This window comes from Mycobacterium sp. 852002-53434_SCH5985345 (assembly GCF_001667155.1).
Lineage (GTDB): Bacteria > Actinomycetota > Actinomycetes > Mycobacteriales > Mycobacteriaceae > Mycobacterium.
On the sequence record NZ_LZIE01000024.1, the window covers coordinates 159905 to 186455 of the forward strand.

Here is a 26551-nt window from a genome sequence, read left to right on the forward strand (position 1 = left end):
GCATCGTGCCCGAGTTGCCGAACCGTCAGGTGTTGTTGCGTCGCCGCCCCACGGGGCTTGTTCAGCCCGGTGACACGGAGCTGGTCACCACCGCGGCGCCCGAACCGGCGGACGGGGAGGCGCTGCTGCGCACCACCTACGTAGGGATCGACGCCGCCGCCCGCACGTGGCTCGACGACCAGCCGGGCTACCTTCCGCCGGTGCAGCTGGGCGAGGTCATCCGCGCGGCCGGGATCGGCGAGGTGGTCGCGTCGCGCTGCGATGCCTATGCCGTCGGCGACGTCGTCACCACGCTGACCGGCTTCTCCGAGTACGCGATCATCCGCGACGACCTGTTCAGCACGCCCATCCCGGGCGAGGACGACCAACTGGCGATCATGTCGGTGTACGGGCCGACCGGCGCCACCGCCTATTTCGGGATGACCGACATCGGGCGGCCCAAGGCCGGGGAAACGGTCGTGGTCTCGGCGGCCGCGGGCGCCACCGGATCGGTGGCGGGCCAGATCGCCAAGATCGCCGGCGCCCGGGTGGTGGGCATCGCGGGCGGGCCGGAGAAGTGCCGGGCGGTGGTGGAGCACTTCGGGTTCGACGCCTGCATCGATTACAAGAACGACGACCTCGCGGCGGCGCTCAAGCAGCACTGCCCGCGGCGCGTCGACGTGTACTTCGACAACGTCGGCGGGCCGATCCTCGACGCGGTGCTGGGCCGCTTGGCTCCGCGTGCCCGCGTCGTCCTGTGCGGCGTCATCTCCAGTTACCTCACCGGCGAGCACCCGGGGCCGGCCAACTACGTGAACCTGCTGTCCAAGACCGCCTTGATGCAGGGGTTCAACGCCCTCGACCAGTGGGGCCGCTTCGACGAGGCGTTCGCCGCGCTCCGGCAGTGGGAGGCCGAAGGCCGGCTCAAGCACCGGGAAACCATTTTCGACGGCATCGAATCGTGCGTAGACGCCCTCAATGGCCTGTTCACCGGAGTCAACATCGGCAAGACGCTGGTCAAGCTCAGCGAACCCGCTTCCGGCTGAGTCGGCACCCTTCTGCGCACGGAAAAACTCGCCGCCACGGGCCGGGTGTGGGCTGCGCGGCACCCCGCCGCGTGGTTTCATAACACCGTTTGCAAAAGTTGCCTGGGGTGGCGGGCTTGGGTTGACACACGGCTTTCACGATTGGTGGGTTGCAAATGGATCGTCGCAGCATGATGTTGATCTCGGGGCTCGGCATGCTGGGGGCTGCGATGCGCCTGCCGGGTGCCTGGGCCACACCCTCGGCGCCCCAGGCGCCGCCGTCGGCCGGTCCGGGTGGCCCGTACATCTTCGCCGACGAGTTCGACGGGCCGGCGGGCTCGCCCCCCGATCCCGGCAAGTGGACGATCCAGACCTGGCAGGACGACGTCTTCCCGCCGGTCGAGGGCATCTATCGCGACGACCGCCAAAACGTGTTCCAGGACGGGCACTCCAACCTCGTCCTGTGCGCCACCCACGATCTGCTGAACAACACCTATTACAGCGGCAAGCTGCGCGGCAACTTCCGGAGCATGATCAATCAGACGTGGGAAGCGCGGATCAAGCTCGACTGCCTGTATCCCGGCCTGTGGCCCTCGTTCTGGGGTGTCAACGAGGACCCGCTGCCCGACGGCGAGGTGGACATCTTCGAGTGGTACGGCAACGGGCAGTGGGCCCCGGGCACCACCGTCCACGCGGCGTCCAACGGCAAGACCTGGGAGGGTAAGTCCATCCCCGGCCTGGTCGACGGCGGCTGGCACACCTGGCGAATGCATTGGGGCGAAGAGGGTTTCGAGTTCTCGCGAGACGGCGCCGAGTACTTCAAGGTCCCCAACAAGCCCATCCACGTCCACGGCGGCGCTCCCGACGACTTCCGGTGGCCGTTCAACCTCCCCGGCTATTGGATGACGCCCATGTTCACCCTCGCCGTCGGCGGGGTGGGCGCCGGCGATCCGGCGGCGGGTACCTTCCCCGCGTCCATGCTGGTCGACTACATCCGCATCTGGTGATCACCGCGTCGCTTTGAACACCTGCACCAGGTTGAACTGCCAGCGCTCGACGAGCCGGAAGCCCAGATCGTGCGGCACCGCGAAGGCGGGGGTCGCCCCGTAGCGCGGACCGGGCGGCAGCGCCGGGCCCTGATCGTGGGCGGGCATCGATTCGTCGGCCTGCGTGATGATCCAGACCACGCGGCAATGGCTGAGAGGCGCGGCGACGACCTCGGGGATCAGGTTGGTGTCGAAGACGTCGTTGCGGTCGGTCGCCCGCTGCCACAGCGTGAGGTCGATCAGCTTGCGGTAGGCATCGGGGCGCGCCGCCATCAGGGGGCGCATCGGGGCGGGCATGAATGTCACGGTGTCGTTCACCAGCAGGCAATCGCCCGGCGCCGCCTGGGTGGTGATCAGATCCGCCACCTGGCTGTAGTCCATCCCGTACTTGGCGTACGGGTTTCGCTGCACTAGAAGGTAATTCGGGGCGGCGGCGACGGCGAAAAGGGTGACGACGGCCGCCGTCAGCCAGGGCCGGATGGTCACCGCGGCGGCGCAGACGCCCAGGATCAGCGCCATTCCCGGCACCGTGAACGTCAGGTAGCGCGGTGTGTAAATCGAGTGCACCAGCGCCGAGTAGATCAGGATGGCCGCGGTCGGTAGGGCGATCCACGCGACCGCGAGGCCCAGCAGCTGCCCATCGCCGCGCGCTGGTCGCGCGGACTTGCTGAGCCACAACGCAATAGCCCCCGCGATCACCAGCGCCGACAGCACGGCGAACGGGGGGCTGCGTTCGAAATACTGTTGCACCACAACGTCTTCCAGCGTCCGGCGACCGATCGGTGCGATCCAGCTGATTTGATGCGCCTGCCCGGCGACCGTCACCAAGAACGGCGCCATGGCGCAGACCCCGGCGGTCGCCGCAATCGTGAACCGCAGCAAAACCCTTCGCGCGCCACGGGACACGATGACCAGCGTCAAGTGCGCCCCGACCAACAGTGCGAGGTACACGTCGAGCGCAATCGACGAGATCAAGGCGAGGCCGTAGGCCGCCCACAGCCAACCGGAGTCGCGGCGTGCGGCGCGTACGAGCAACACCGTCAGCCACACGGCGGCCATCATCGACAGCGCGTAGGGGCGGGCCTCGATGCCCGCCCACGTTGTCCGCGGCAAGACGGCGCAGAAGACGCCCGAGGCCACCGCGACGGTGCGCGACGAGAACTGCTTGCCCAGCACCACGATTCCCGCGGCGGCGCCCCCGACGGCCAGGCCACTGGGCGCGCGCGACCAGAACTCGGTGGGCGGGAAAACCTGGAACCAGGCGTGCATGAGCAGGTAGTACAGGCCGTGCACGGCGTCGACATTGCCCAGCATCCGCCACAACTGGGCGAGCGATCGACTGTATGCGGCCGAGATGGTGGCGGCCTCGTCGTACCAGAACGACGGGCGGCCCGCGCCGCCCATGCTCACCGCGACGGAGAGCACCCCGACCAGCAGCGGGTCCAGCCCGGCCGGCGGGCGGCGAAGCGGGTTCCGCACGTCGCTATGGTGCCAGAAGCAGATCCCCGGTCCGTCGCTGGTCGACGGTCAGTTGAGCAACCAGACGTGCCAGAACCCGTCGGAGCCCAGGCGGCAGTCCCAATGGGTGTACAGGTGGTCGTTGTGCGTGATCTCCACGTGCGGGGCATCCGCCTCGCAACCGGACTGGCTCGAGTAGTTGCCTTCGACCTCTACCTCGTCGGCACTGGCCACACCCACCCCGGTGGTGAGCAGCCCGGCAAACGCCAATAGACCAGCGGCGCAAGCCATCTTCATCTGGACCTCCCCTTCGTAGCTGAGCCGACTATATCGACCGGCCCGGGCGCGGGATCGAAAACGGAGAATCCGGCAAACCTCGGCTATTCGAACGTATGATCGATCGATGGGGCAGTTCGCGTCCATCGGGTACAACGGCCAACCGGTCCGCAGCCCGTTCCGGGTCGTGCGCCCGCCGATCACGGTCCTGGTGGACCTGACGGTGCTCTTCCCGCGTGAGCCGCACCGCTCCGGCCGGTATCAACCCAACGGGCTGCAACTGCACAAGGTCGTCGAGGGCCTGCTCAGCTGCTGGGGTCTCTGCGAGCAGGGCGACTGGTGGGGGCTGGTGACCTACCCGGTCGTCTACGGCTCCCAGCGCAAAACCGTGACGCACTGGGTGCCCGCCTGGACCTTGCGCCGAAAGCCGTTCTGAGGGCGGCGCTTACGCCGGACCCCTGCGGCCGCGTCGGGCGAATGCGATGATGGCTGCCCGTGGACGCAAGTTGGGGTTCCGTACTGACAAAGCTCATCGCGCTGGCGGCCGTCATCGCGCTCTCGCCGATCACGGTCGTTCCGGCAGTGCTGGTCTTGCACGCCCCCCGGCCGCGGCCGGCCAGTCTCGCCTTCCTCGCCGGATGGGTCCTGGGCCTGGCCGCCCTCACCGCGGCGTTCGTCAGCGGCTCGGCGCTGCTCGGCGGCCTGCACCGGGCGCCACCGACGTGGGCGTCGTGGGTGCGGGTGGCGCTGGGGTCGGCACTGATCGCGTTGGGCGCCTACCAGTGGCTGACCCGGCATCGTCACGGCAGCATGCCGCGCTGGATGCGGTCGTTCTCCACGCTCAGCCCGCCACGCGCCGGGCTGACCGGGGCCGTGCTGGTGGTGCTGCGACCCGAGGTGCTGATCATGTGCGCGGCGGCCGGCTTGGCCATCGGCAGCAGCAGCCTCAGGGCGGCCGGCCAGCTGGTCGCCGGGGCAGTGTTTCTCGTCATCGCCGCGTCCACGGTCGCCATCCCGATCCTGGCGTATGCCGGCGCCGGCGACCGGCTCGACGATGCGCTGGAACGCCTCAAAGTGTGGATGGAGGAAAACCACGCCACCCTGCTCGCCGTCATCCTCGTCCTGATCGGTTTGATGGTGCTCTACAACGGGATTCGCGCCCTGTAGATTGCTGCCCATGGCAGGTAGCTGGTGCACCGTGCTCACGGGGCTCGTTCCGCTTGGGCTGGTCATCTCGCTGTCGCCGCTCACCGTCATCCCGGCGGTGCTGGTGCTGCAGGCGCCGCGGCCGCGGCCGAGCGGCCTGGCGTTTCTCAGCGGCTGGGCGCTGACCCTCGCCGCGCTGACCGCGCTTTCCGTCGCGGCCTCCCACCTGCTCGGCGGCCTGGACAAGTCGCCGCCGCGGTGGTCGTCGTGGCTGCGCGTGGTGCTGGGGTCGGCGCTGATCGTGTACGGCATCTACAAATGGCTGAACCGGCACGGCCACGCCGAATCGCCGGCCTGGATGCGCTCGTTCGCCACCATCACCCCGGCCCGGGCCGGGATCATGGGGGCGGTGCTGGCCGTGGTGCGGCCGGACGTGGTGCTCATCTGCATCCCGGCCGGGCTGGGCATCGGCACCGCCGGGCTCGGCCTCGTCGGTGACTGGGTGGCCGCCGCGTTCTTCGTCGCCATCGCGGCGTCAAGCGTCGCGATCCCGATACTGGCCTACGCGGCGGCGGGCAGCCGTCTCGACGACACGCTCGCGAAGCTCAAAGACTGGATGGACCGCAACAACGCCGCTCTGCTCGCGGCGGTCCTGGTCCTGATCGGCGCGATGGTGCTCTACCACGGGATCGACGCCCTATAGCCGCCGTCGGTCAGGCCGGCCTCCTCCTCGAGCCGGTTGATCGCGCCGAAGGCGTATTCGCGGACCAGCTCCCGGCCGTAATCGGCCAGCATGCCCACGTAGCCCTTCGCCGCCCACTGCCGGCAGTGCCGCTCCTCGTGGTGCACCACCCGGTCCAGGTCGAGCCGGCTCTCCACCGGCCTGCCGTCGGTGTGCACGTACCAGGCGTGCCCGGACTCGATGATGCGGCGAAGCCAGCCGGCGGGGTCGGTGACGGCGCCCATGTTGACCATGAAGATGTCGCCCCACGTGGTGCCGGCCCGCCGGCAGAACTGCCGTTGGATCCAGTTGCCGCCCAGGCCCATGAGGATGCCGTTGGGCGTCGTCACGAGGCGCCCGCCGTTGCGGTCGACGAACCCGACGTCGCGGGTGTAGGTCCAGCTATTTGCGTTCTGCCGCAACATGATCCGTGTGATTTCCGCCGCACTGTAGGGCGTCGGGCGGAAATCGGTGCGCCACGCCCGGTTGCTGCCGTAGCCGGTACCCGCGTTCAGGATGTAGGTGCTCAGCACCGCCGCGCGGGCGTCGCCACCGCTGGTGCCCCGGGGCAGCAGGAAGAAGGATTTGCCGGCCGGATCCTTGATCTCCGCGAGCCGCCCGAGCGATCGAAAGGTGTCCGGGACGATGGCGTGCCGCCGAGCGATCTCCGCGACGACGTCCGAGGACACGCCCAGCCGCACGGCGTTGTCCCGCCATGCCTCGAAGTAGCCCGGTGCGTCCATGTCCGCCAACCAATTTAGGGTGTAGCGAATGAACTGGCGGCCCAAGCGACGCGCGCGCGGCATCGAACAGATCACCCGGGGGCTCGGCACCCTTGACCGGGAGATCTTCGACGCGATCGCCGAGACCGACACCCCGCTGCTGGACATGGTCATGCCGCCGCTGACCCGGGCGGCCGACAACTCGAAGCTGTGGTTCGCCATCGCCGCGGCCATGATGGCCTCGGGAAAGCCGAGCGCCCAGCGCGGCGCGACACGCGGCGTCGTGACGCTGGCGGCCACCAGCCTGGTCACCAACCAGGTCGCCAAACGCATCCGCCGCCGCCCGCGTCCCGGGTACGAATTGGTGCCGCTGGTCAGGCAGGTCCGCCGCCGGCCGACGTCGAATTCCTTCCCGTCGGGGCACTCCGCCAGCGCGGCCGCGTTCGCCGTGGGGGTCGGTTTGGAGAATCCGATGCTGGGCTTCGGGCTGGCGCTGCTGGCCGGGCTGGTCGGGCTGTCGCGGGTGGCGACCGGCGCGCACTACCCGGGCGACGTCATCGCCGGGTTCGGCATCGGGGCGGGCCTGGCGGTGCTGGGCGGTCGGCTCGTCCCGCCGATCGTCGAGACCGCCCTGCCCAAGACCGAACCGCTGCGGGTCGAGACGCCCGAACGGCCCGACGGTTCCGGAGTGGTGCTGGTGATCAATCCCGAATCGGGCAGCGGCACCGGCGCCCGCGTCGTCGACGAGGTACGCGAGGCGCTGCCGAAGGTGGACATTCGGGAGCTGGGCCCCGACGACGACCCGGCGGAGGTCTTGCGCGACGCGGCCGCGAGCGCCGAGGTGCTTGCGGTCGGAGGTGGCGACGGCACGGTGGCGGCCGCGGCGGGGGTAGCCATCGAGTCGGGGCTGCCGCTGGCGGTGTTTCCCGCCGGCACGTTCAACCACTTCGCCAAGGACATCGGCTGCGACACGGTGGCCAAGACGGTCGACGCGATCCGCCGCGGCAGCGTGTCGTGCGTGGACCTGGTGTGCCTCAACGAAAGCCAGATGGTCCTCAACACGGCGAGCATCGGGGCCTATCCGACCTTCGTGCAGCAGCGCGAGAAGCTGGAGAAGCGCATCGGCAAGCCGTTGGCGGGTCTGTACGCGATGCTGCACACGCTGCGTCGCGACCAGCCCGTCCGTATCTCGTACGACAACAAGACGCTGCTGACGTCGCTGTTCTTCCTCGGCAATTCGCTGTACCTGCCGACCGGGTTCGCCCCGTCGCGGCGGACCCGGATGGACGACGGACTGATCGATGTCCGCATGCTCGACGCGGGCCGGAGGTGGTCGCGGACCAGGATCCTGACCGCGCTCGCGCTGGGGCGGTTGGAGCGCAGCCCGCTCTATCACGAGCTGCAGGTGCCGGAATTCAGCTTCGTCGCGGTCGACGGCCCGACGGTCATCGCGTGTGACGGCGAGGTCGGCGACGAATACGAGAAGGCCAGCTTCACCGCCAAATACCGGGTGCTTCCGGTGTTCCGCCCCTGCGACTAGGCCCCCTCGGTCAAGTCCCGCACCTGCGCGTAGCGCTCCAGCACCTCGGGCGCAGCGTCGGCGGTGTATTCGTCGGTCCGCGGCGGGTTCCAGCCGGGCGGTCGTGTCGATCCACTCAGCGCCCACGCCGCCTGCCGCGCGGCGCCCAACGCGACGTACTGCGCGGGGACCGGCACCAGCACGGGTACGCCGAACACCGCGGGCGCGATCTCGCGCAGCGCCCGCGATCGCGCGCCGCCGCCGATCAGCAGGATGCGGCGCGTGACGACGCCATGGGCGGCCAGATGGGCCAGGCCGTCGGCCAGCGCACACAGCAGCCCCTCCACGGCGGCCCTGGCCAGGTTGGCCGGCATCGCGTTCGCGACCCGCAGGCCGTGTAGCGCGCCAGAGGCGTTGGGGCGGTTAGGCGTTCGCTCACCCGCCAGGTAGGGCACCAGGACCAGGCCCGCGCTGCCCGGCGGCGCCGCCAGCGCGAGCTTTGACAATTTGTCGTGGTCGACCCCCAGCATCGCGGCCGCCGCCTCCAGCACCCGCGCGCCATTGAGCGTGCACACCAGCGGGAGGTAGCGCCCGGTGCCGTCGGCGAATCCCGCGACGAAACCGGCGTCGTCGCGGACCGGGTCGGCGGTGACGGCGGCCACCACCCCCGACGTCCCGACGGAGACGATGACGTCACCCTCGTCGGCGCCCAGGCCCAGCGCCGCGGCCGCGTTGTCCCCGAGGCCAGCGCCGAATGTGGTTGTACCACTTAATGTTACGCCTGACGGGCCCAGCACGGTGGGCAGCCGCGGGCGGCGGCCGCGCAGGGCGAGCTCGAGCAGGTCGACGCGGTAGGCGCCGCTCGCGGCGTCGTAATAACCGGTGCCGCTGGCATCGCTGCGATCGGTGGTCAGCGCCGCGGGGTCGGTGTCCTCGCGCAACCGCCACGTCAGCCAGTCGTGCGGCAGGCAGACGGCCGCCGTGCGGTCCGCGTGCCGCGGCTCGTGGTCGGCGAGCCAGCGCAGCTTGGCCACCGTGATCGCGGCCAGCGGCACGACGCCGACGGCTTGCGCCCATGCGTGTGGGCCGCCGAGCTCGTCGACGAGCGCGCGCGCCGCGTCGGCCGAACGCACGTCGTTCCACAGCAGCGCGGGCCGCACCACCGCGCCCGCCTCGTCGAGGCACACCATGCCGTGCTGCTGCGCGCCGACGGCGACGGCTTCGACGCCGTCCAGTCCTCCCGCCGCCTCGATAGCCGCCAGGGCGGCGGCTTCCCATGCGGCCGGGTCGATTTCGGTCCCGTCTGGATGTGCGGCGGCGCCCCCGCGGACCACCTCGCCCGTGGCGGCATCGCAGATCAGCACCTTGCAGGACTGTGTCGACGAGTCGATGCCGGCGACCAGCGTCATTCGTCGGCCCCGACGAGTGCCCGCAACGTGGCGCGCGCGCCGTGCCGGTGCAGCGAATCCAGCGCCCACAGGTACGGCTCGAGGAAGCGCGGTTGGTCGACGAGGTCACCGAACACCGCACGGTTGGCGAGAAACGCGGCCGGGTCCTCGCGCTGGGAGCGGGCGATCGGGACGAGCGTGTCGGCGAGCCGGTCCGTCACCTCGATCGGCCGGCCTTCTTCGTCGACGCCCTCGGCGTAGCGCGCCCAGCTGGCGACGATCGCCGCGGCCAGCCGCACCGGGCCGCCGCGCCGCAGATTGTCGGCGACCACCGGCAGCAGCCACTTCGGGATGCGGTCGGACGAGTCGGCGCACAACCTGGCGACCGTGTCGCGCACGTAGGCGTTGGCGAACCGGGGGATGAGCCCGGCTTTGAAGTCGGTCAACCCCGGGACGCGCACCAGGGTCGGCATCGCCTCGGATTCCATGTAGCGGTCCAGGAATTGGGCAATCAGTGGGTCCTGGGCGGCCTCGTGCACCAGCCGATAGCCGGCCAGGTAGGCGAAGTAACACAGGCCCTGATGACTGGCGTTGAGCAGCCGCAGCTTCATCGCCTCGTACGGCGACACGTCGTCGACCAGTTGGACGCCGGCCTTATCCAGCGGCGGCCGGCCGTCGGCGAAATCGTCCTCGAGGACCCACATGACGAACGGCTCGGCGACCACCGGCCACGCGTCTTGCACGCCAAACTCGGAATCCAGCCGGGCGATCACGTCGCCAGTGGTGACCGGAGTGATGCGGTCGACCATCGAGTTGGGGAACTTGGTGTGCTCGCACATCCACTGCGCGAGTGCGGGATCGAGCCGCTCGGCGCTTGACATGAACGCCTGCCGGGCCACGCTCCCGTTCTCGACGATGTTGTCGCACGAGACGATCGTGGGGGAGGGCAGGCCCTGTTTCCGCCGCCGGTTCAATCCTTCTGCCACCAAGGGGAACACGTCGCTCAGCGGCGGGCGGTAGCCGCCTTCGGTGATGGTGAGCGAGACGATGCGGGTCGTGGGGGCGGCGAGCAGTTCGATCACCGCTTCGGGATCGTCTGGCGCGTAACGGAAGTCGACGATCGAGCCGATGACCCGCGGCTGTCGGGTGCCGTCGGGATGTTCGAGGACCAACGTGTAGAGGTAGTCCTGGGCGCGCAGCACGTCGCGCATGCGCCGGTCACCGGGCAGCACGCCGACGCCGCAGATTCCCCAGTCCCGGGCCAGCCCATCGCTGAGCAACCTGTCGACGTACATGGCCTGGTGGGAGCGGTGGAAGCCGCCGACACCGAAATGCACGATGCCGACGCCTATTTGGCTGCGGTCGTAGGCCGGGACGGGGATGTTGAGGGCGCTCAGGTTGCGCGCGCTCAGCTCCATCCCCGGAACTTAGCTCACCGCTAAGCGTTAGGGCACAGATCGCGCAAGGCAAAAATCACGACGTCCGCGGCCTGGCGACCGTTGATCCCGCCGGTGCCCTGGTCGGCGTCCGAACGTTGGATCGCCAACCCCTCCAGCTGTTGCGGGGAGGCGCCCCAGGAAAGTTGTTGGCACAAGTCCGCGCCCATCTGCAACAGCGCGTCGTCGCCGCCGTTGACGGCGTGGATGCCGGCGTTGTGCAGGTCATTGATGAAGGCAGTCGCGTCGGCCCGCGCCGGGCTGGCCCACCCGATCCCCGCGGCCAGAAGTGGGCCCCCTGCGAGGGCTGCTCCCATGAACCGGCCGTAGCGCCGCTGTGCTGCCATCCGTGTCTCTCCTTCGTGCCGGGCCCGATCGCCGATGATGCACTCTTACACGAAAACAGGGCGAAACACGCTGGGAAGATCGATCCCGAGGATGAATTGTCGGCAAAGACCCGTGGCGCAGGTTCGCTCAGGCGTCCGGGCACAGATCTTGCACGGCGGCCTCGACGACGGCGTCGGCCTGTTGCGGGGTGATCCCGTGGGCGCCTTGCCTGCTGTCGGAGCGCTGCACCGCCAGGCCCTCGATCTGCGACGGGGGAGCGCCCCACGACAGCTGCTGGCAGACGCTCAGGCCCATCTGGACCAGCGCCGCGTCACCGCCGCTGACCGCGTGGATGCCGGCTTTGTGCAGGTCGTTGATGAAAGTGGTCGCGTCTGCCTGGGCCGGGCCGGCCGCCATCACCCCGGCGACCACGAGTGAGCCCCCCGCCAGCGCTGTGCTCAGGAATCGGCTGCAGAGCCGCTGTGCTGTCATGGCTCCTTCTCCTGTCCGTTAACCCCGTAGTTCCCTATTGTTCACTTCCATACAACCTCCTGTACATCTCGTGCCACCGAAAATTCCCTGTGAATGAGCTGCGCAAAAATTGGCTCAATGTGACTCGAAGGGCGGGCCGTAGCTCCGCTCGGCAAAGGCCTCTCACCCGTGACGCCCTTGTGACGTCACCGTTTGGAAACGGCGCGGTGCGGCGCGTCCGGCGTTTCATGTCGCGTGACCACAATTGGCTCGTCGTCGAAAGACGGCTACGCGGTTCTGCTGCACCAGATGGTTATGTGAGCGCGAATAAAGGAGAGTCGACGCTGATGGCGATCGTCGATCGGTTCAACGTGAAAGTAGTTGCCAGCCTTGGGTTGTGCGGAGCCGCACTTGCATTGAGCCCGGCTGCGGCGGCCGCTCCCCTGAAGACGGGCGGTTACGCCTGCATCCAGGGGCAGGCCGGTGAGGCCGGTCCGCCGTTAGCCGGCGGACCCGGTGCCGCCGGTGCCGGTGGGGCCGCGGCTGCGGGCGGTGCGCCGACCGCGGAGGTCTGCACGGCCAGCGCGCCGCTGACCGACATGGCGGGTGTCCCCCTGGCCGTGCCGGGCCCGCTGCCGGTGGGCGCTCCGCTGCCGGTGCCGTTGGGCGGACCGTTGCCGTTGCCGCTGGGTGCGCCGCTGCCGCTGGGCGCGCCGTTGCCGATCGCTCCGGTGGTTCCCGCCGGCGCTCCGCTGGTGGCCCTCGGTGGTCTGGCGGCCGGTGCTCCCCTCGACGCGGCCGCCGGGGCCCCGCTCATCGACATGTCCGGCGTCAAGGACGCACCGACGGGGCCGGCGCCGAGCGGCGGGCCCCAGCCCGGTCAGCCCGTCGCCCCCGGTCCTTCGCACTGATCCCCCTCTCGACCGACAAGGACCCGCTGGCCGTCGCCAGCGGGTCCTTTCGTATGCGGGGGCTGAGCCTCTTCAGCCGTCGAGCGTGAAGCTAGTTTCACAGTCGACCGCGAGTGTGAAACTAGCTTCACACTCGGGCGAGGGACAGGGGCCGAGCCCAGGGGAAAAGGACTTGCGCTCAGGGTGATTGAGTGGGGCCCTCCTCAGGAAGGAGGCCGCTCCCAGAGGTCCTGCTTGACGATCACCGGGTCGCCGACATTGACCGTGTTGTAGTACCACTCGGCGTCTTCGGGGCTGAGGCTGATGCAGCCGTGGCTGACATTCTCCAGCCCCAGTGAGTTGACCGCCCACGGGGCGGAATGCACGAAGAGGCCGCGGTTGGTGATCCGGACGGCGTAATCGACGTTGAGCATGTAGCCATTGGGGTCGTCGACGGGAATGCCAACGCTGCTCGAATCCATAAGCACCGAGCGGTCTTTGGACAAAACGGTGTAGTTACCCACCGGCGTCGGGAATTCCGGCCTGCCCATCGAAGCCGGCAGCATGCCCTCTTCGCCGAAGTGGGGTCGGTGGTGGGGAGTAGGTGGGGGGGTCGCATCGACCCCGTCGACGCTCACCTTGAAAGTGTGGTCCGTGATGTTGGCGACCCCGACGACCTTGGGGCCCGTTTTGAATTCCGTGGGCTGGCCGTCCACCGCAAGCGCCACGGTGGTGTGCGCCGGCCAGTAGTGATCCGGAACCCACTGCACGACTTTGTTGTCGAGCCATTCGAATCTCCCGGTCATCGCGGGCGTCGACTTGACTCCGATGGCGCGCTCGGCGGCGTGCCGGTTGGCGACAGGTGCGTCGAACGTCACCACCACGGGGTGCGCCACACCTACCGTCGCGTCCCGCGCGGGCAGGACCGACGCGATGGTGAAGTCGTGCGGCAGGCTCGCCGCCGCCATGCTGGTGCCAGCCGGCCCCGCAACCACGCTCGCAGCGACCCCGACCACCGCAAGAACACACCGAACGTCCGCCCGCATGGCTCCGATTCCTTTTAACTGACAGAGTTGTAATAGGGATCGTAATTCCCCGTTGACCAGCGGAAGCGCAAGGGCGCGTTAGCATTTGGTCAAGCCTCGGTCACATTTCGGCCACGGCGGTTTAGTTCGAGAATTCGGCCATGCGCTGGGGGTTCGGGGGAGAGGGGCGCGAGCGCAACTGAGCCCGGCTTGACGAAGGGAACAGGGTTGAGGCCGCAAGAATTCGACGTAGTCCAATTGCTGCGGCCTCTGCCTGAGCACGACCTTCCGGCCGGTGCACGGGGGACCGTCGTCATGGAGTACACGAAGTACCCGCGCCAAAACGGTCGCCCCGCTTACGAAGTGGAGTTCTCGGATGCCGACGGCGTCACTCTGGCCCTGGTCACGCTCGTGGAAGACGACGTGGACGTTGTGTGGCGGCCGGTCGAAGAGAAGTAGGACATCGCCGCTGTAAGTGGAGCCCCATCGCGGCAGTGCCCGATCGCCTCAGTGACCATGAGCTCCTCGTTTGGGGGCCAAGGTCCCTAGTTGATAGGTCGCCGTGACAGGAGGCTCACGGTATCCGCTCAACGTGGGGGTACCGATGAACAACAAGTCGACCGCCGGTGTCGGTGCACTATTGGTAAGCGTGGGCATCGTTGCCGCCCCGGTGGCTCATTCCGACCCGGGATGGGTGGCCGTTGCGGCCTCCGACCTTGAGAACCACACCCACTGGAGCTGGGGTCCAGGAAGCCGGGGCACCGCGGAAGCCCAGGCCTTAGCCGCCTGCAGAGACACGTACGGGCCAAATTGTCACGTCATTGCCTCCGGTACGCCGTGCTTGGCGCTGGTGGAGGACGCCGAAGACTATCACTGGGGAATCGCTGGCAACGCCGATGACGCCGTCGCGAATGCGAAAGCACGGGCTGTCGGGGGCGGGTCGACTTTCGACGGCGTCCACTGCATCTGGGACTAGCGGATCCGCGGTTCCGCTTGGGCCTTCCGACTCATCAGCAAACCGAACGTGGTGGGCTAGTTCGGCTGGAGGCAATCGGCACATGCGCCAACGTCGTCCTATTGCGTGGCTAGGCATTCCCGGCATTGCCGATGCAGTTTGCGGTAGCGAACGGCCCGCTTGACGTCTGCTCTGCGAGCACCTTGCCGTTGGCACTTATGCGGCACGTGACTGTGCCATTACTATCCGGTCCATTCGTAGCGGTGAGCGAAACGGTCTTCCCAAGGCCGTCGACCGTGACTTGCTTCGTCCAGGGCAGCGAAACGCCGGTGTCTTGAGCTGTATTGAAGTCGTGGCCCGAGTATGTAACGGCTACCGAGTTACCGGAGCCAGTGACCTCGTAGGTAACAGTGACTTGGCGTTTCGATTCTTTGTCGATGTTGTTCGCGACGCCGCCGACAAACGCCACGCATGCGCCCATGCCCAGCAACATCACTAAGAGCACACCGCCGAGCACCCAGGGCCAGACCCGCCGCTTCTTTGGCTGCTGGTAACCGTAAGGCTGTTGCGAGTATTGCTGCGGGTACCCGGGATAGCCCTGCTGCGGCGGTGTACCGGGCGGCGGTTGATTTTGCGGAGTCGGCTCGTTCATGGTTCCCCCCTTGCTACACCCAGATGCACAGCCTGAGCGATGTGACAGCGTTTCATTAGGACGTTCCCCGGCCAGCGTTGTAGCAAACAACGTCGAGTGCGGGAGTGAGACGGGAGGAGACGCCACGGCTGAACCGACGGGACGGCGAGACTGCCGCCCCCGCCTAGCGGAAACTATGGAGCCGATGACGGGAATCGAACCCGCGTATTCAGCTTGGGAAGCTGATGTTCTGCCATTGAACTACATCGGCGCTGTCGACAACGAAGGCTAGCATCCGGAGGCAGATCCGTTGGGCGAGTAGTCCGTCGGCGTGCGGCCCACCCGGCGCCGTCCAGGCCTGCCACAAATGCGCAGGACGGGGGAATGGCCGCTGACCCGCAAATTCCAGAACCGATGTTTATTCTTTCGTGATCTTGTCGTAATGTGCCTTGGGTGGGTCGGCACCGATTAGCCAAGAAGCGGCGTAAATCACCGCTGCTGCTGGCAGGGCTGCTGGCCCCTGCCGCAGCGTTCTTCGCGGCGGCGGGAGATGGCGGCCCATTCGTCCCTCGGCACGACCCCGTCCCCGTTATTGGCGACACCGGTCCGTGTTGCTTAGAAATCGTGGCGGCGAAGCCGACTGCGATTGTGCTCGCGTCGGATGTGTCGCGCGGCGACGGCATGGCCGAGCCCGTCGCGGCGTCGAGGTACCACACGAGATCGCGCTTCCTGCCCGCCGGGCTCGCCCCGGAACAGGGCCTGCAGGTGAGAACGATCCAGGTCTCCCGCAGCATCAGCGCGGCGTTCCCCGAGATCCACGAGATCGGCGGCGTGCGGCCCGATCCGCTGCCCTGGCATCCGCTCGGTCTGGCCCTGGATGTGATGATCCCCAACCCGCAGAGCACCGAGGGCATCGCGCTGGGCAACGAGATCGTCGCGTACGTGATGAAGAACGCGCGCCGCTTCGGGATCCAGGACGCGATCTGGCGCGGCGTCTATTACACGCCCGGCGGCGCGCAACCCAGCAGGCTCGGTCACTATGACCACGTCCACGTCACGACCACGGGCGGCGGATATCCCAAGGGCGGGGAGATGTACCTCGCCGACTGAACGACCGACGGCAAGCAGCGGATAGGCTCGTCGCGTGCTGCTCTCCGATCGTGACCTCAGGGCCGAAATCACCGCCGGCCGGTTGGGCATCGACCCCTACGACGACACCTTGGTGCAGCCGTCCAGCATTGACGTCCGCCTGGACTGCATGTTCCGGGTGTTCAACAACACCCGGTACACCCACATCGATCCCGCCAAGCAGCAGGACGAGCTGACGACGTTGGTCGAACCCGTGGAGGGCGAGCCGTTCGTGCTGCACCCGGGGGAGTTCGTGCTCGGCTCCACGCTGGAGTTGTTCACCCTGCCCGAGGACCTCGCGGGGCGGTTGGAAGGCAAGTCGTCGCTGGGCCGGCTGGGCCTGCTGACGCACTCGACCGCGGGTTTCATCGATCCCGGCTTCAGCGGTCACATCACCCTGGAGCTGTCCAACGTCGCCAACCTGCCGATCACGTTGTGGCCCGGTATGAAGATCGGTCAGCTGTGCATCCTGCGGTTGACCAGTCCGGCCGAACACCCTTACGGCAGTTCGCATGTAGGTTCGAAGTACCAGGGCCAGCGAGGACCCACGCCGTCGCGCTCCTATCAGAACTTCATAAGGACTACATAGGTTCTGAGGCGCTCCCGCGCCTGCTTTCTGCGCGATACTTAGATAGCCGTGGTTTTTTCCTCCGCCTGACCATGGTTCGTCTCGCAATACCTTTGGAGGGGTTGTATTGGATATCGTGCTCGGGGTGTCGATGGCACCGGCATCAATCCAAATGGTTGTCCTCGAAGGCGAATACGCCGACGGTGCCACCGTGGAAGAAGACGTTTTCGACGTCGCCGCCGCCGACGAAGCGGCCACCGCGAGCGCGCCGGATCAGGTGCTCGCCGCCATCCTGGGCACCCGTGAGGGCGCGGCCGAAGCCGGCCTCGAGGTGTCGTCCATCGGCGTGACGTGGACCGACCAGCTCGAAGCGGCGACATTGCACGACGCGCTGGCCGCCCACCGCGTCGAGCACGTCATGCTGGTATCGGCCTTCCTGGCCGCGACTGCGTTGGCCCAAAATGTCGGCGGGGCAATGGGTTACGAGCGAACTGCGGTGATGTTCGTGGAGCCCGACACTGCGACGCTGGCGGTCGTCGAGACCTCCGACGGGTCCATCCCCGACGTCTACAAGCAACCGCTCTACGCCGAGTCGTATGACCAGGCAGCCGCGCAACTCGGCGGCATGATCGCCGGCCTGGAGAAGCTGGAAGCGGCGCCGGACGGCGTGCTGGTGGTGGGCTCCGGCGTGGACATCGGCCCGCTGAAGCCGGCGCTGCAGACGGCGACCTCCCTGGCGGTGAGCGTGCCGGAGGAGCCGGAGACGGCGCTGGCCCGCGGCGCCGCCCTGGCGTCGGCCAACGCACCGCTGTTCGCCTCGTCGACCGCCGCGCTGGCCTACGCGCAGGACCCCGGCACCGGTGCCGTCGACCAGCACTCGCTGCCCGAATACCTCTACGCGCCATTCGGGCCGGAGGCCGGGGACGACGAGCTCGCCTACAGCGCGGTGCCGGACGAGGACGCTGACTCGCCGACCGTCGTCATCGAAAAACTGTTCATGCCCGAAGGAAGCCAACCGCGGCGCAGGCCGGCCCTGCTGATCGGCAGCGGGTTGGCGGTCGCCGGCATCAGCGCGGTGTTGGCCCTCGAGATCGCGTTGGCGATCGGCATCCGCACGACCGGCACCGTCGCTTTGCAGCCCACGCCCGGCCAACACCTCATCGTCCCGACGCAGGAGCCGCCGGCGCCCGCTGAGGCGTCGGCCCCGGCGCAGAAGATGAGCCCGCCGGAGCCCGTGGCGGCGCCCAAGCCGATGACTCCGCAGTTTGCCGCGCCGCTGCCGGCGGCGCCGCCGCCCGCCGCGCCACCGCTGCCCGCGGCGCCTCCCGTGCCCGCGGCCCCCGCTCCGGCGCCGGTCCCCGTCGTGATTCCGCCGCTGGTGCCGGTTATCGTGCCGCCGCTCCGCGTGCCCAACCCAGTCGTAATAAGCCCGCCGGTCATCCAGGCTCCGCCGCACGTGTCGCCCCCACAGCCGGTGCTGCCGCAGCCGCCGGTGCATGTTCCGCCTCCGCAGTCGCCGCCTCACCAGACGCCTCCTGGGCAAGGCACATCACCGGTGCCCGAGGGCTCCGGCGGTTCGACTGGTGGGCATGTTCCGCCGCCCGGCTCGGGCCCGGGCGGATCGACTGGTGGGCATGTGCCCCCGCCCGGTTCGAGTACGGGCGGTTCGACTGGTGGGCATGTGCCGCCGCCCGGCTCGGGCGAGGGCGGATCCAGCGGTGGGCATGTGGCACCCCCCGGTTCGGGCCCCGGTGGCCTCGGCGGCGGGCACGTTCCGCCCCCCGGTGACGGTGGCCTCGGTGGCGGGCACGTTTCGCCCCCGGCCGGCGGGTCGGGCGGACTGGGCGGCGGACACGTTCCGACCCCGGGTTCGGGCGGCGGTGCACCCTCCGGGCCTGGTGGCCTATTCGGGGGCGGCCATGGCGGCGGACCCGTCGTCGGCGGACCCGGCGGTGGTATCGGTGCTCCCGGTGGTGGCGGCTTCGGCGGTGGCCACAGTGGCGGCGGCGGCCTTGGTGGAGGCGGCGGCCTTGGTGGTGGCGGCGGCCACAGCAGTGGCGGCTTCGGCGGCGGTGGCGGTGGCCACAGCGGCGGTGGCGGCGGGGGACACAAGTAGCCCACTCGCGAGGCCCGGGCGCACCCATCTTCGCGCGCTAGGGTGGCGGCTTGGGGGTGGCGCGGCCGAGCTGCAAAGTCATCCGGCCGATTCTCGAAATAACTAAGCCCGGCAACGCAGGTGTCGTCGCACGGGCACGGCAATTGATTTGGAGGAGCGGTGGACGTCGTACTTGGCGTGTCCATGGCGCCTGAGGCGGTCCGTATGGTGCTCGTCGAAGGCGAGGCTGCCGGTGGGGTGACCGTCGACCAGGACGACTTCCACCTCACCGATCAGACGACCGCGGTCGCGGCGGCGGACCGCGTTGTCGCCGCGATTCTCGGCACACGAGAGAGCGCGGCCCAGGGCGGTTATCAGCTGAAATCGAGCGGAGTGACCTGGAGCGACGCGGCCGAGGCGGCCGCGCTGCGAAATGCGTTGGCGGCCCGCAAGATCGAGAACGTCACGCTGGTGCCGACGGTCATGGCCGCGGCGGCGCTGGCTCAGGCGGCGGGCAGCGCGACCAATTGCGCGCGTACCGCGCTGCTGCTGGTCGAGCCCAGCACCGCGACGCTGGCCGTCGTCGACACCGCCGACGGGTCGGTGGCCGATGTGCGCCGGCATCCGCTGCCCGACAGCGACGAGGCGGCGCTGGCGAAGCTGACCGCGATGGTCTCGGGTGCCGAATCGATGGGGGCCCGCCCGGACGGGTTGTTCCTGGTGGGCTCGGACGTCGACATCCCGTACATCAAGCCGGCGCTCGAAGCGGTGACGACGCTATCGGTGACCACGCCCGAGGAACCCGAGATGGCGCTGGCGCGCGGCGCGTCACTGGCGGCGGCCAACGCGCAGTTGGGCGCGCCGTCGACGATCGCAATGCCCTACGCGGGGGATCCCTCGCCAGACGGGCGCGAGCTGGCCTACAGCGCCGAGTCGACTACCGGGAAGTCGCGGGCGACCGCGACCGACCGCGGGTCAGCCGCCCACCCGGGCGAGCGCCGCAGCCGCAAACCGGTGCTGGCCGTCGCCGCGGTGACGCTGATATTCGTCGGCGGCGTCGTGGCCCTCGCGGTGGCGCTGGCCGTCGACATCCGGCCGCACGCGCCGCAGCGCCCCGATATCACCCAAAACGTCGTCGGCCCGGCCAGCCAGGCGCCCCCGCCGCCAGCGGCAATCCCGCCGCCGGAGTCTGCCCCGCCTTCGCCGCCCGCCGCGCCGGTCCCTCCGCAACCGGGTTCCGGCCCCTCCCATGGCGATCAGTGGGACGACTGGCTCCATCGACACCTGGGACACGGCCTACCGATCCCGTAGCCGCGTCCCAGCCCCAGCCGAAAGGCGCGCGAGCGCGTAAAATCGTGGGACTAGGGGAACACATGGTGGGGACTCAGTGACCTCTGGCGTTTTCGCGGGGTGCGGCGGCCACGTCCTCACATCAGGACTCGCAATCGAACCTTGGAGGAGCTTTGGACACCGTACTTGGGGTGTCAATGGCGCCGACGGCCGTCCGCATGGTGCTGGTCGAAGGCCAGAATGGCGAAGGCGCCACCGTCGACGAAGACAACTTCGACGTTCCGCCCGAAGATGACGCCGCAACGCTCAGCGCGGCCGACCAGGTAGTCTCCGCGATCCTGGGCACGCGTCAGGGCGCGGCCGAGGGCGGCTACCAACTGGCCTCGACAGGGGTCACCTTCACCGACCCGATCGAGGCCGCCGCGCTGCGCGATGCGCTGGCCGCCCACAAGGTCGAGAACGTGATGTTGGTCTCGTCCTTCCTGGCCGCGGCCGCCCTGGCCCAAGCGGTCGGCAGCCAGACCAACTATGCGCAAACGGCGCTGCTCTACATCGAGCCCGAAACCGCGACTCTCGCGGTCGTCAACAGCGCCGACGGGTCGATCGCCGACGTCCGCCGGCAGCCCCTGCCGGCCGACGACGAGGCCGCGGTGGCCCAGCTGGCCACGATGGTTTCGCACGCCGAGACGATGGAGACCCGTCCGGACGGCGTGTTCGTCGTCGGCTCCGGTATCGACATCCCGCTGATCAAGCCCGCGCTCGAGGCGGCGACCTCGCTGCCGCTGTCGGCTCCCGAGGAGCCCGAAACCGCGCTGGCCCGAGGCGCGGCGCTGGCCTCGGCGCACGCACCGCTGTTCTCCTCGTCGACCGCGGCGCTGGCCTACGCCCAAGACCCGGGCACCGGCGCCATCAACCCGTTCGCGATCGCGCCGGGCTACTTCGACACCCCGGGAACCTTGGGCAGGGACGCGCTCGCCTACAGCGCCGTCCCCGACGACGTCGACGACCTCTACACCGGCGCGCACACCGGCGCCACCGCGCTCGTCGACGCGGGCTATCCCGAGCGCCGCTCCTTCCGGCTGGTGGGAAGCATCGTGGCGGGCGTCTTCGTCATCGGTGTGGTGGCGCTGGTCGTCTCGCTGGCGATCGCCATCCGCCCCACGGCCAACGTCCGGCCCAGCCCGAACCAGAACGTCGTCGTCGCGCCCACCCGGCCGGCCCCTGCCCCCGCGGCCCCCGCGCCGGCCGCGGCCCCGGCGCCCGCCCCGGCACCGGCGGCTCCCGCCCCAGCTCCGGCGGCCCCGGCACCCGCTCCCGAGGCCCAGGTGCCCGCCCCGGCCCCGGCGGCGCCCGCTCCCGTTCCGGTTCCCGAGGCCCCGGCGCCTGCCCCGATTCCGGTCGCGCCGGCTCCCGCACCGCCACCCGCGGTGGCGCCCATTCCTGTGCCGATTCCGCTGCCGATACCGGGCATCGGTGGACCGGTCATCGGCGGGCCGCCCGGCGGCGGCGTCGGTGGCGGTCATGGCGGCGGTGAGGACGGGCCGCGCGGCGGCGGTGGCGGCGGGATCCCCGGCATTCCGGGGTTCGGCGGCGGCCACGGCGGTTTCGGCGGTGGTCACGGCGGGTTCGGCCGTCACTAGTCGGTTCGGGGCCACCTGTCACCTGTCGTTTGCCTCCCGCTTAGCGCGGCGATGCAGTTAGCTCATCGCGGCGACGTATACCGGTTACATGCGATGCACCGTCTTCGGCACCGGTTACCTGGGTGCCACCCACGCGGTCGGAATGGCGGAACTGGGACACGAGGTCGTCGGGGTCGACATCGACCCCGGCAAGGTCGCCAAGCTCGCCGGCGGTGACATTCCCTTCTACGAGCCCGGCCTGCGCAAGCTGCTGACGAAGAACCTGGCGACGGGGCGACTGCGGTTCACCACCGACTACGACATGGCGGCCGAGTTCGCCGACGTGCATTTCCTCGGGGTCGGTACGCCACAGAAGAAGGGCGAGTACGGCGCCGACCTGCGCCACGTCTACGCCGTCATCGACGCGCTGGTGCCGCGGCTGACGACATCGTCGGTACTTGTTGGGAAATCAACCGTTCCGGTGGGAACCGCGGCCGAGCTGAACAACCGGGCGGCCGCGTTGGCGCCACGCGGGGTCGACGTCGAGATCGCCTGGAACCCCGAGTTCCTGCGCGAGGGCTACGCGGTGCACGACACCCTGCATCCGGACCGCATCGTGCTTGGCGTGCAACAGCATTCGACGCGGGCCGAGGCGGCGGTCCGCGAACTCTACGGCCCCCTGCTCGCCGAGGGCGTGCCGTTCCTGGTGACGGACCTGCAGACCGCGGAGCTGGTCAAGGTCTCCGCCAACGCCTTTCTGGCGACCAAGATTTCGTTCATCAACGCCATCTCCGAGGTATGCGAGGCCGCGGGCGCCGACGTCAGCGTGCTGGCCGACGCGCTCGGCTACGACCCGCGCATCGGCCGCCAATTCCTCAACGCCGGACTGGGTTTCGGCGGGGGCTGCCTGCCCAAAGACATCCGCGCCTTCATGGCCCGCGCCGGCGAACTGGGAGCCGACCAGGCGCTGACCTTCCTGCGCGAGGTCGACAGCATCAACATGCGCCGGCGCACCCGGATGGTGGAGCTCGCCAGCGCGGCCTGCGGCGGGTCGCTGCTTGGCGCGAATATCGCTGTGCTCGGCGCGGCGTTCAAGCCCGAATCCGACGACGTGCGCGACTCGCCCGCGCTCAACGTCGCGGGCCAGCTGCAGCTCAACGGCGCCGCGGTCAACGTGTACGACCCCAAGGCGCTGGACAACGCGCAGCGGCTGTTCCCGACGTTGAATTACGCGGTCTCGGTCGAGGAGGCGTGTGATCGCGCCGACGCGGTGCTCGTCCTCACCGAGTGGCGCCAATTCATCGACCTCGACCCCGCCGACCTGGCCGACCGCGTGCGGGCCAGGGTCATCGTCGACGGCCGCAATTGCCTCGATGCCGCCCGCTGGAAGCAGGCGGGCTGGCGGCTGTTCCGGCTGGGGGCGCCGCGGCCCTGAGGGGTCCTGCCGCGAGCGTCACGCCAGCGTGGCGCTGACCGGCGAACGCCACGCCAGCGTGACGTTCGGCGCGCAGCGGAGGCGTAGCCTGACCCGCGTGGACTTCGCCGGTGCATTCCTGGAAGAAAACCGCGCATTTTCGGAGCTTTTCCGCGATGCCGACCAGTCCAGGCCCGTGCCGACCTGCCCGGGGTGGACCCTGGGCCAGCTCCTGCGCCACGTGGGCCGGGGCGACCGCTGGGCGGCGCAGATCGTGCGCGACCGGCTCGAGGAGTTCCTCGACCCCCGTTCCGTCGAGGGCGGCAAGCCGCCACCCGAACCGGCCGACGCGATCTCCTGGCTGCACGGGGGCGCGCAGCGGCTGGTCGACGCAGTCGAGCTGACGGGGGTGGAAACGCCGGTGTGGACCTTTCTCGGCGCCCGGCCCGCGAACTGGTGGATCCGCCGCCGCCTGCACGAGGTGGCGGTGCATCGGGCCGACGCGGCCATCGCGCTGGGCGCGGAATTCACCCTGAACGCCGACGTAGCCGCCGACGCGATCACCGAATGGCTCGAGCGCGTCGCGATCCAGGCCGGCGGCGAAGGGGCGGCGCTCCCGCTCGAGGCCGGTAACACCCTGCATCTGCATGCCACCGACCCCGGGCTCGGCGAAGCCGGCGAGTGGACCATCGGTGTCGACGGGAGCCGGATCACCTGGTCACACGAGCACGGCAAGGGCACCGCGGCCTTGCGGGGCGGCGCGACCGAGCTGCTGCTGGCCATCCTGCGCCGGGTGCCGCTCGCCGACACGGGCATTGAGTTGTTCGGCGACGAGGGTGTGTGGCAGAACTGGCTGGACCGCACCCCGCTCTAGCCACGGCGGCGGGGCACACACGGTAACTTGCAACACATGACCACTTCGGAGATCGCCACCGTCCTGGCATGGCACGACGCGCTCAACTCCGCCGACCTGGAAACGCTGGTCGCGTTGTCCAGCGACGACATCGAGATCGGCGACGCGCACGGGGCCGCGCAGGGGCACGAGGCGCTGCGCGGGTGGGCCACCTCCCGCCACGCGACGGCCGAACTCGGCCGGATGTACGTGCACGACGGGGTCGTCGTCGTCGAACAGAAGGTCAGCGCCCCGGACAATCCCGGGGCCGTGACCACCGCCGCGTCAGCGTTCCGCGTGGTCCACGACCACGTCACGTCCGTGTTCCGGCACGACGACCTGGCGTCGGCGCTGGCGGCGACCGAACTCACCGAAAACGACCTCGTCAACTAAGCGTGGAATAGGGGAGCCACTCATGCGCGGGATCATCTTGGCCGGCGGCTCGGGCACTCGCCTGCATCCGATCACCGTGGGCATCAGCAAGCAGCTGCTTCCGGTGTACGACAAACCGATGATCTACTACCCGCTGTCCACCCTGATGATGGCCGGGATCCGGGACATTCTGGTGATCACCACCCCGCACGACGCGGCGGGCTTTCAGCGGCTCCTGGGAGACGGCTCGCAATTCGGGATCAACATCAGCTACGTGACGCAGCAAAGTCCCGATGGTCTGGCCCAGGCCTTTGTCCTGGGCGCCGACCACATCGGCAACGACTCGGTGTCGTTGGTGTTGGGCGACAACATCTTCTACGGGCCGGGCCTGGGCACGAGCCTGAGCCGTTTCCAAAACATCAGCGGCGGAGCGGTTTTCGCGTACTGGGTGGCCAACCCGTCGGAGTATGGGGTCGTCGAGTTCAGTGACGACGGCACGGCGCTGTCACTGGAGGAGAAACCCAAGACACCGAAGTCCAATTACGCGGTGCCGGGCTTGTACTTCTACGACAACGACGTGATCGAGATCGCCAAAGGCCTGAAGAAATCGGCGCGCGGTGAATACGAGATCACCGAGGTCAACCAGATCTATCTCAACCGAGGCCAGCTCTCGGTCGAGGTGATGGCCCGCGGAACGGCGTGGCTCGACACCGGCACGTTCGACTCCCTGCTGGACGCCAGCGACTTCGTGCGGACGCTGGAACGGCGGCAGGGCCTGAAGGTCAGCGTCCCCGAGGAAGTGGCATGGCAGCGGGGCTGGATCACCGACGAGCAGTTGGCCGAGCGCGCCCACACGCTGCTCAAGTCCGGATACGGCGGCTATCTGCTGGATCTGTTGGAGCGGAGCCGATTTCACTAGGCTTTGCCAGCGCCGCGGCAATCGCCGTCGTCAGCGGCACCGACAGCGCCAGCGCGATGCCGCCTACCGCCGACCGCGCGATCTCGATGGCCACACTTTCGCTGGTCAGCACGTCGGTCAATGAGCGGTTGGCCACGCTGAACAGCAGCAGCAACGGCAGCGAGCTGCCGGCGTAGGCCAGCACCAGCGTGTACACCGTGCTGGCGATGTGGTCGCGTCCAACTCGGATGGCGCCCAAGAAGATAGCGCGCCGCGAGCCACCGAGGTGGGCGAGCTCGAACACCGTCGACGCCTGCGTCACCGTCACATCGTTGAGCACGCCGAGCGACCCGATGATGAAGCCGGCGAGCAGCAGGCCGCTGATCGACACGTTGCCCAGGTACGCACTGACGGTGGCGTTCTGGTCATCCGACAACCCGGTCAAATGCGCCAATTGTATTGCCGCCCAGGACAATCCCGCGGCCAGCAGCAGCGAAGTCAGAGTGCCCAGCAGCGCGGCGCTGGTCCGTAGACTCACGCCGTGCGCCAGATAGATGACCGCGTACAGAATGGCCGCGGCGGCCACCAGGGCCACCGGAACCGCGGGCGCGCCGTCGCGCAACGCAGGCAGCAAGAACGCCACCAGGACCACGAACGCGACCCCGATGCCCACCAGCGCCAGCAGTCCCCGCCACCGCGCCACGGCGACGATCACCACCGCGAACGCGATGGCCAGCGCGACCAGCGACCAGCCGCGTTCGAAGTCGTAGAAGGCGTAGCTGGTGGCGCCTTGATCGTCGACCTGCCGGACGAGGCGAATGCGGTCTCCCACCGCGAATTTCGGCTGGCCCGGACCGGGGGAGGACTCCAGCAACGTGTTCGCGCCCGCGTTGGGCCCGGAATCGATGGCCACCTGGGTCAGCACGCAGCGGCCCGCGCCCGGCGGCGCCGGCTGGGGCGCGGTGGTGAGCACCTGGCTGACCGACGGGCTGCCGCAGTCACCCACGGCGCTGGACAGCACGTGCCCGGCCTGCGTGCTCACGGCGCCGCCGGCCGCGTTCTGGAAGGGCATGGGGATGGCGACGTGCTGCCGGCTGGGCCACAGCGCGATGGCGCCACCCAGGACCGCCACCCCGATCGCCACCAGCAGCCCGACGACGATCCTGGCGGGCAGCGACTCAACCGGGGCGGGGCCGGACAGGCTGTGTGAATGCGAGTGCGAGTGCGTCACCCGGTCCACCGTAGAGGCGCCGGCTGCGA

Annotated in this window: 28 protein-coding genes and 1 tRNA gene; 18 read left to right on the forward strand and 11 right to left on the reverse strand. The window is 69.2% G+C overall.

Going from position 1 to position 26551, the window contains the following annotated elements; all coding sequences use genetic code 11:
- The first annotated feature begins 5 nt into the window (after window positions 1-5).
- Together A5756_RS04055 and A5756_RS04060 are read left to right on the forward strand one after the other, a co-directional pair.
- The gene (locus tag A5756_RS04055; protein WP_066947503.1) at window positions 6-1025 is read left to right on the forward strand and encodes an NADP-dependent oxidoreductase; all 1020 of its coding nucleotides are present in this window, start codon (window positions 6-8) and stop codon (window positions 1023-1025) included.
- A gap of 155 nt (window positions 1026-1180) precedes the next feature.
- Complete coding sequence (locus A5756_RS04060) at window positions 1181-2011, forward strand: family 16 glycosylhydrolase (RefSeq protein ID WP_066947506.1); 831 nt, start codon at window positions 1181-1183, stop codon at window positions 2009-2011.
- Here A5756_RS04060 and A5756_RS04065 read toward each other — a convergent pair whose 3' ends face one another.
- Both A5756_RS04065 and A5756_RS04070 read right to left on the reverse strand, forming a co-directional pair.
- Window positions 2012-3454, reverse strand: coding sequence for a glycosyltransferase family 39 protein (locus tag A5756_RS04065; protein ID WP_156659219.1), 1443 nt, complete (start codon window positions 3452-3454; stop codon window positions 2012-2014).
- Between the two features lie 123 nt (window positions 3455-3577).
- Entirely contained in the window at window positions 3578-3805 is a 228-nt protein-coding gene (locus tag A5756_RS04070) for a hypothetical protein (protein ID WP_066947520.1), read from the reverse strand.
- Between the two features lie 106 nt (window positions 3806-3911).
- Between A5756_RS04070 and A5756_RS04075 the strand changes: the two genes are divergently transcribed.
- From A5756_RS04075 to A5756_RS04085, 3 genes are read left to right on the forward strand one after another with little or no spacing between them, the layout of a single operon-like run.
- Window positions 3912-4220: a hypothetical protein gene (locus A5756_RS04075; RefSeq protein WP_066947523.1), complete on the forward strand. Its 309-nt coding sequence runs from the start codon at window positions 3912-3914 to the stop codon at window positions 4218-4220.
- 59 nt (window positions 4221-4279) lie between these two features.
- The gene (locus tag A5756_RS04080; protein WP_066947526.1) at window positions 4280-4951 is read left to right on the forward strand and encodes a GAP family protein; all 672 of its coding nucleotides are present in this window, start codon (window positions 4280-4282) and stop codon (window positions 4949-4951) included.
- 10 nt (window positions 4952-4961) lie between these two features.
- Window positions 4962-5633 carry a GAP family protein gene (locus tag A5756_RS04085; RefSeq protein WP_066947688.1) on the forward strand — a complete coding sequence of 224 codons (672 nt, stop codon included), beginning with the start codon at window positions 4962-4964 and terminating at the stop codon, window positions 5631-5633.
- On the opposite strand, the gene A5756_RS04090 is transcribed toward A5756_RS04085, so the two are convergent.
- Complete coding sequence (locus A5756_RS04090; RefSeq protein WP_066947691.1) at window positions 5609-6394, reverse strand: hypothetical protein; 786 nt, start codon at window positions 6392-6394, stop codon at window positions 5609-5611. The genes A5756_RS04085 and A5756_RS04090 overlap by 25 nt on opposite strands.
- A gap of 28 nt (window positions 6395-6422) precedes the next feature.
- On the opposite strand from A5756_RS04090, the gene A5756_RS04095 reads away from it, so the two are divergent.
- Window positions 6423-7913 (forward strand): bifunctional phosphatase PAP2/diacylglycerol kinase family protein, encoded by a 1491-nt coding sequence (locus tag A5756_RS04095; protein WP_066947529.1) that lies wholly within the window; start codon window positions 6423-6425, stop codon window positions 7911-7913.
- Here the strand turns inward: A5756_RS04095 and A5756_RS04100 are convergent.
- The 4 genes from A5756_RS04100 to A5756_RS04115 form a co-directional block, all read right to left on the reverse strand.
- Window positions 7910-9301: an FGGY-family carbohydrate kinase gene (locus tag A5756_RS04100; RefSeq protein WP_066947532.1), complete on the reverse strand. Its 1392-nt coding sequence runs from the start codon at window positions 9299-9301 to the stop codon at window positions 7910-7912. The genes A5756_RS04095 and A5756_RS04100 overlap by 4 nt on opposite strands.
- A complete protein-coding gene (locus A5756_RS04105; protein WP_066947535.1) occupies window positions 9298-10698 on the reverse strand; it encodes a mannitol dehydrogenase family protein in 1401 nt (466 codons plus the stop codon). Before A5756_RS04105 ends, A5756_RS04100 begins: the two co-directional genes overlap by 4 nt.
- 20 nt (window positions 10699-10718) lie before the next feature.
- A complete protein-coding gene (locus A5756_RS04110) occupies window positions 10719-11033 on the reverse strand; it encodes a DUF732 domain-containing protein (protein ID WP_369817347.1) in 315 nt (104 codons plus the stop codon).
- Window positions 11034-11190: 157 nt separating this feature from the next.
- Window positions 11191-11535 (reverse strand): DUF732 domain-containing protein, encoded by a 345-nt coding sequence (locus tag A5756_RS04115; protein ID WP_066947541.1) that lies wholly within the window; start codon window positions 11533-11535, stop codon window positions 11191-11193.
- 326 nt (window positions 11536-11861) lie between these two features.
- Here A5756_RS04115 and A5756_RS04120 point away from each other — a divergent pair, with 326 nt between their 5' ends.
- Window positions 11862-12425, forward strand: coding sequence for a hypothetical protein (locus A5756_RS04120; RefSeq protein WP_066947544.1), 564 nt, complete (start codon window positions 11862-11864; stop codon window positions 12423-12425).
- Window positions 12426-12628: 203 nt separating this feature from the next.
- On the opposite strand, the gene A5756_RS04125 is transcribed toward A5756_RS04120, so the two are convergent.
- Window positions 12629-13450, reverse strand: a complete 822-nt coding sequence (locus A5756_RS04125) for an Ig-like domain-containing protein (protein ID WP_066947547.1) — start codon at window positions 13448-13450, stop codon at window positions 12629-12631.
- Between the two features lie 207 nt (window positions 13451-13657).
- On the opposite strand from A5756_RS04125, the gene A5756_RS25250 reads away from it, so the two are divergent.
- Window positions 13658-13888 (forward strand): DUF4926 domain-containing protein, encoded by a 231-nt coding sequence (locus tag A5756_RS25250; protein ID WP_082948183.1) that lies wholly within the window; start codon window positions 13658-13660, stop codon window positions 13886-13888.
- A 145-nt stretch (window positions 13889-14033) separates the two neighbouring features.
- Window positions 14034-14405, forward strand: a complete 372-nt coding sequence (locus A5756_RS26675; protein WP_082948182.1) for a DUF4189 domain-containing protein — start codon at window positions 14034-14036, stop codon at window positions 14403-14405.
- A gap of 109 nt (window positions 14406-14514) precedes the next feature.
- On the opposite strand, the gene A5756_RS25260 is transcribed toward A5756_RS26675, so the two are convergent.
- Complete coding sequence (locus tag A5756_RS25260) at window positions 14515-15036, reverse strand: MmpS family transport accessory protein (protein ID WP_082948181.1); 522 nt, start codon at window positions 15034-15036, stop codon at window positions 14515-14517.
- 176 nt (window positions 15037-15212) lie between these two features.
- Window positions 15213-15286, reverse strand: a tRNA-Gly gene (locus A5756_RS04130).
- Window positions 15287-15468: 182 nt separating this feature from the next.
- Between A5756_RS04130 and A5756_RS04135 the strand changes: the two genes are divergently transcribed.
- From A5756_RS04135 to rfbA, 9 genes are all read left to right on the forward strand, one after another.
- Entirely contained in the window at window positions 15469-16125 is a 657-nt protein-coding gene (locus tag A5756_RS04135; RefSeq protein WP_197505735.1) for a hypothetical protein, read from the forward strand.
- Window positions 16126-16159: 34 nt separating this feature from the next.
- A complete protein-coding gene (gene dcd / locus A5756_RS04140) occupies window positions 16160-16732 on the forward strand; it encodes a dCTP deaminase (protein WP_066947550.1) in 573 nt (190 codons plus the stop codon).
- A 130-nt stretch (window positions 16733-16862) separates the two neighbouring features.
- A complete protein-coding gene (locus tag A5756_RS04145; protein WP_231989273.1) occupies window positions 16863-18827 on the forward strand; it encodes a hypothetical protein in 1965 nt (654 codons plus the stop codon).
- Between the two features lie 159 nt (window positions 18828-18986).
- Window positions 18987-20117, forward strand: a complete 1131-nt coding sequence (locus A5756_RS04150) for a hypothetical protein (protein WP_066947557.1) — start codon at window positions 18987-18989, stop codon at window positions 20115-20117.
- Between the two features lie 176 nt (window positions 20118-20293).
- On the forward strand, window positions 20294-21736 hold the full coding sequence (locus A5756_RS26180; protein WP_232005319.1) for a hypothetical protein: 1443 nt from the start codon (window positions 20294-20296) through the stop codon (window positions 21734-21736).
- Window positions 21737-21824: 88 nt separating this feature from the next.
- On the forward strand, window positions 21825-23150 hold the full coding sequence (locus A5756_RS04160) for a UDP-glucose/GDP-mannose dehydrogenase family protein (RefSeq protein ID WP_066947563.1): 1326 nt from the start codon (window positions 21825-21827) through the stop codon (window positions 23148-23150).
- Window positions 23151-23247: 97 nt separating this feature from the next.
- A complete protein-coding gene (locus A5756_RS04165) occupies window positions 23248-24003 on the forward strand; it encodes a maleylpyruvate isomerase family mycothiol-dependent enzyme (RefSeq protein WP_066947697.1) in 756 nt (251 codons plus the stop codon).
- Between the two features lie 36 nt (window positions 24004-24039).
- The gene (locus A5756_RS04170; RefSeq protein ID WP_066947566.1) at window positions 24040-24414 is read left to right on the forward strand and encodes a nuclear transport factor 2 family protein; all 375 of its coding nucleotides are present in this window, start codon (window positions 24040-24042) and stop codon (window positions 24412-24414) included.
- A 22-nt stretch (window positions 24415-24436) separates the two neighbouring features.
- On the forward strand, window positions 24437-25312 hold the full coding sequence (gene rfbA, locus A5756_RS04175; protein ID WP_066947569.1) for a glucose-1-phosphate thymidylyltransferase RfbA: 876 nt from the start codon (window positions 24437-24439) through the stop codon (window positions 25310-25312).
- On the opposite strand, the gene A5756_RS04180 is transcribed toward rfbA, so the two are convergent.
- Window positions 25254-26531 (reverse strand): YibE/F family protein, encoded by a 1278-nt coding sequence (locus tag A5756_RS04180; RefSeq protein ID WP_066947572.1) that lies wholly within the window; start codon window positions 26529-26531, stop codon window positions 25254-25256. The two genes, rfbA and A5756_RS04180, sit on opposite strands and share 59 nt — an antisense overlap.
- Between the last annotated feature and the right edge of the window lie 20 nt (window positions 26532-26551).

Coding starts and splice junctions, on each gene's coding strand:
- A5756_RS04095 (WP_066947529.1), top strand. CDS start 6,423: ATGAACTGGCGGCCCAAGCGACGCGCGCGCGGCATCGAACAGATCACC.
- A5756_RS04085 (WP_066947688.1), top strand. CDS start 4,962: ATGGCAGGTAGCTGGTGCACCGTGCTCACGGGGCTCGTTCCGCTTGGG.
- A5756_RS26180 (WP_232005319.1), top strand. CDS start 20,294: ATGGCGCCGACGGCCGTCCGCATGGTGCTGGTCGAAGGCCAGAATGGC.
- A5756_RS04145 (WP_231989273.1), top strand. CDS start 16,863: ATGGCACCGGCATCAATCCAAATGGTTGTCCTCGAAGGCGAATACGCC.
- A5756_RS04120 (WP_066947544.1), top strand. CDS start 11,862: ATGGCGATCGTCGATCGGTTCAACGTGAAAGTAGTTGCCAGCCTTGGG.
- A5756_RS04125 (WP_066947547.1), bottom strand. CDS start 13,450: ATGCGGGCGGACGTTCGGTGTGTTCTTGCGGTGGTCGGGGTCGCTGCG.
- A5756_RS04160 (WP_066947563.1), top strand. CDS start 21,825: ATGCGATGCACCGTCTTCGGCACCGGTTACCTGGGTGCCACCCACGCG.
- A5756_RS04075 (WP_066947523.1), top strand. CDS start 3,912: ATGGGGCAGTTCGCGTCCATCGGGTACAACGGCCAACCGGTCCGCAGC.
- A5756_RS04070 (WP_066947520.1), bottom strand. CDS start 3,805: ATGAAGATGGCTTGCGCCGCTGGTCTATTGGCGTTTGCCGGGCTGCTC.
- A5756_RS04100 (WP_066947532.1), bottom strand. CDS start 9,301: ATGACGCTGGTCGCCGGCATCGACTCGTCGACACAGTCCTGCAAGGTG.
- A5756_RS25260 (WP_082948181.1), bottom strand. CDS start 15,036: ATGAACGAGCCGACTCCGCAAAATCAACCGCCGCCCGGTACACCGCCG.
- A5756_RS04105 (WP_066947535.1), bottom strand. CDS start 10,698: ATGGAGCTGAGCGCGCGCAACCTGAGCGCCCTCAACATCCCCGTCCCG.
- A5756_RS04170 (WP_066947566.1), top strand. CDS start 24,040: ATGACCACTTCGGAGATCGCCACCGTCCTGGCATGGCACGACGCGCTC.
- rfbA (WP_066947569.1), top strand. CDS start 24,437: ATGCGCGGGATCATCTTGGCCGGCGGCTCGGGCACTCGCCTGCATCCG.
- A5756_RS26675 (WP_082948182.1), top strand. CDS start 14,034: ATGAACAACAAGTCGACCGCCGGTGTCGGTGCACTATTGGTAAGCGTG.
- A5756_RS04110 (WP_369817347.1), bottom strand. CDS start 11,033: ATGGGAGCAGCCCTCGCAGGGGGCCCACTTCTGGCCGCGGGGATCGGG.
- A5756_RS04090 (WP_066947691.1), bottom strand. CDS start 6,394: ATGGACGCACCGGGCTACTTCGAGGCATGGCGGGACAACGCCGTGCGG.
- A5756_RS04060 (WP_066947506.1), top strand. CDS start 1,181: ATGGATCGTCGCAGCATGATGTTGATCTCGGGGCTCGGCATGCTGGGG.
- A5756_RS04065 (WP_156659219.1), bottom strand. CDS start 3,454: ATGGGCGGCGCGGGCCGCCCGTCGTTCTGGTACGACGAGGCCGCCACC.
- A5756_RS04115 (WP_066947541.1), bottom strand. CDS start 11,535: ATGACAGCACAGCGGCTCTGCAGCCGATTCCTGAGCACAGCGCTGGCG.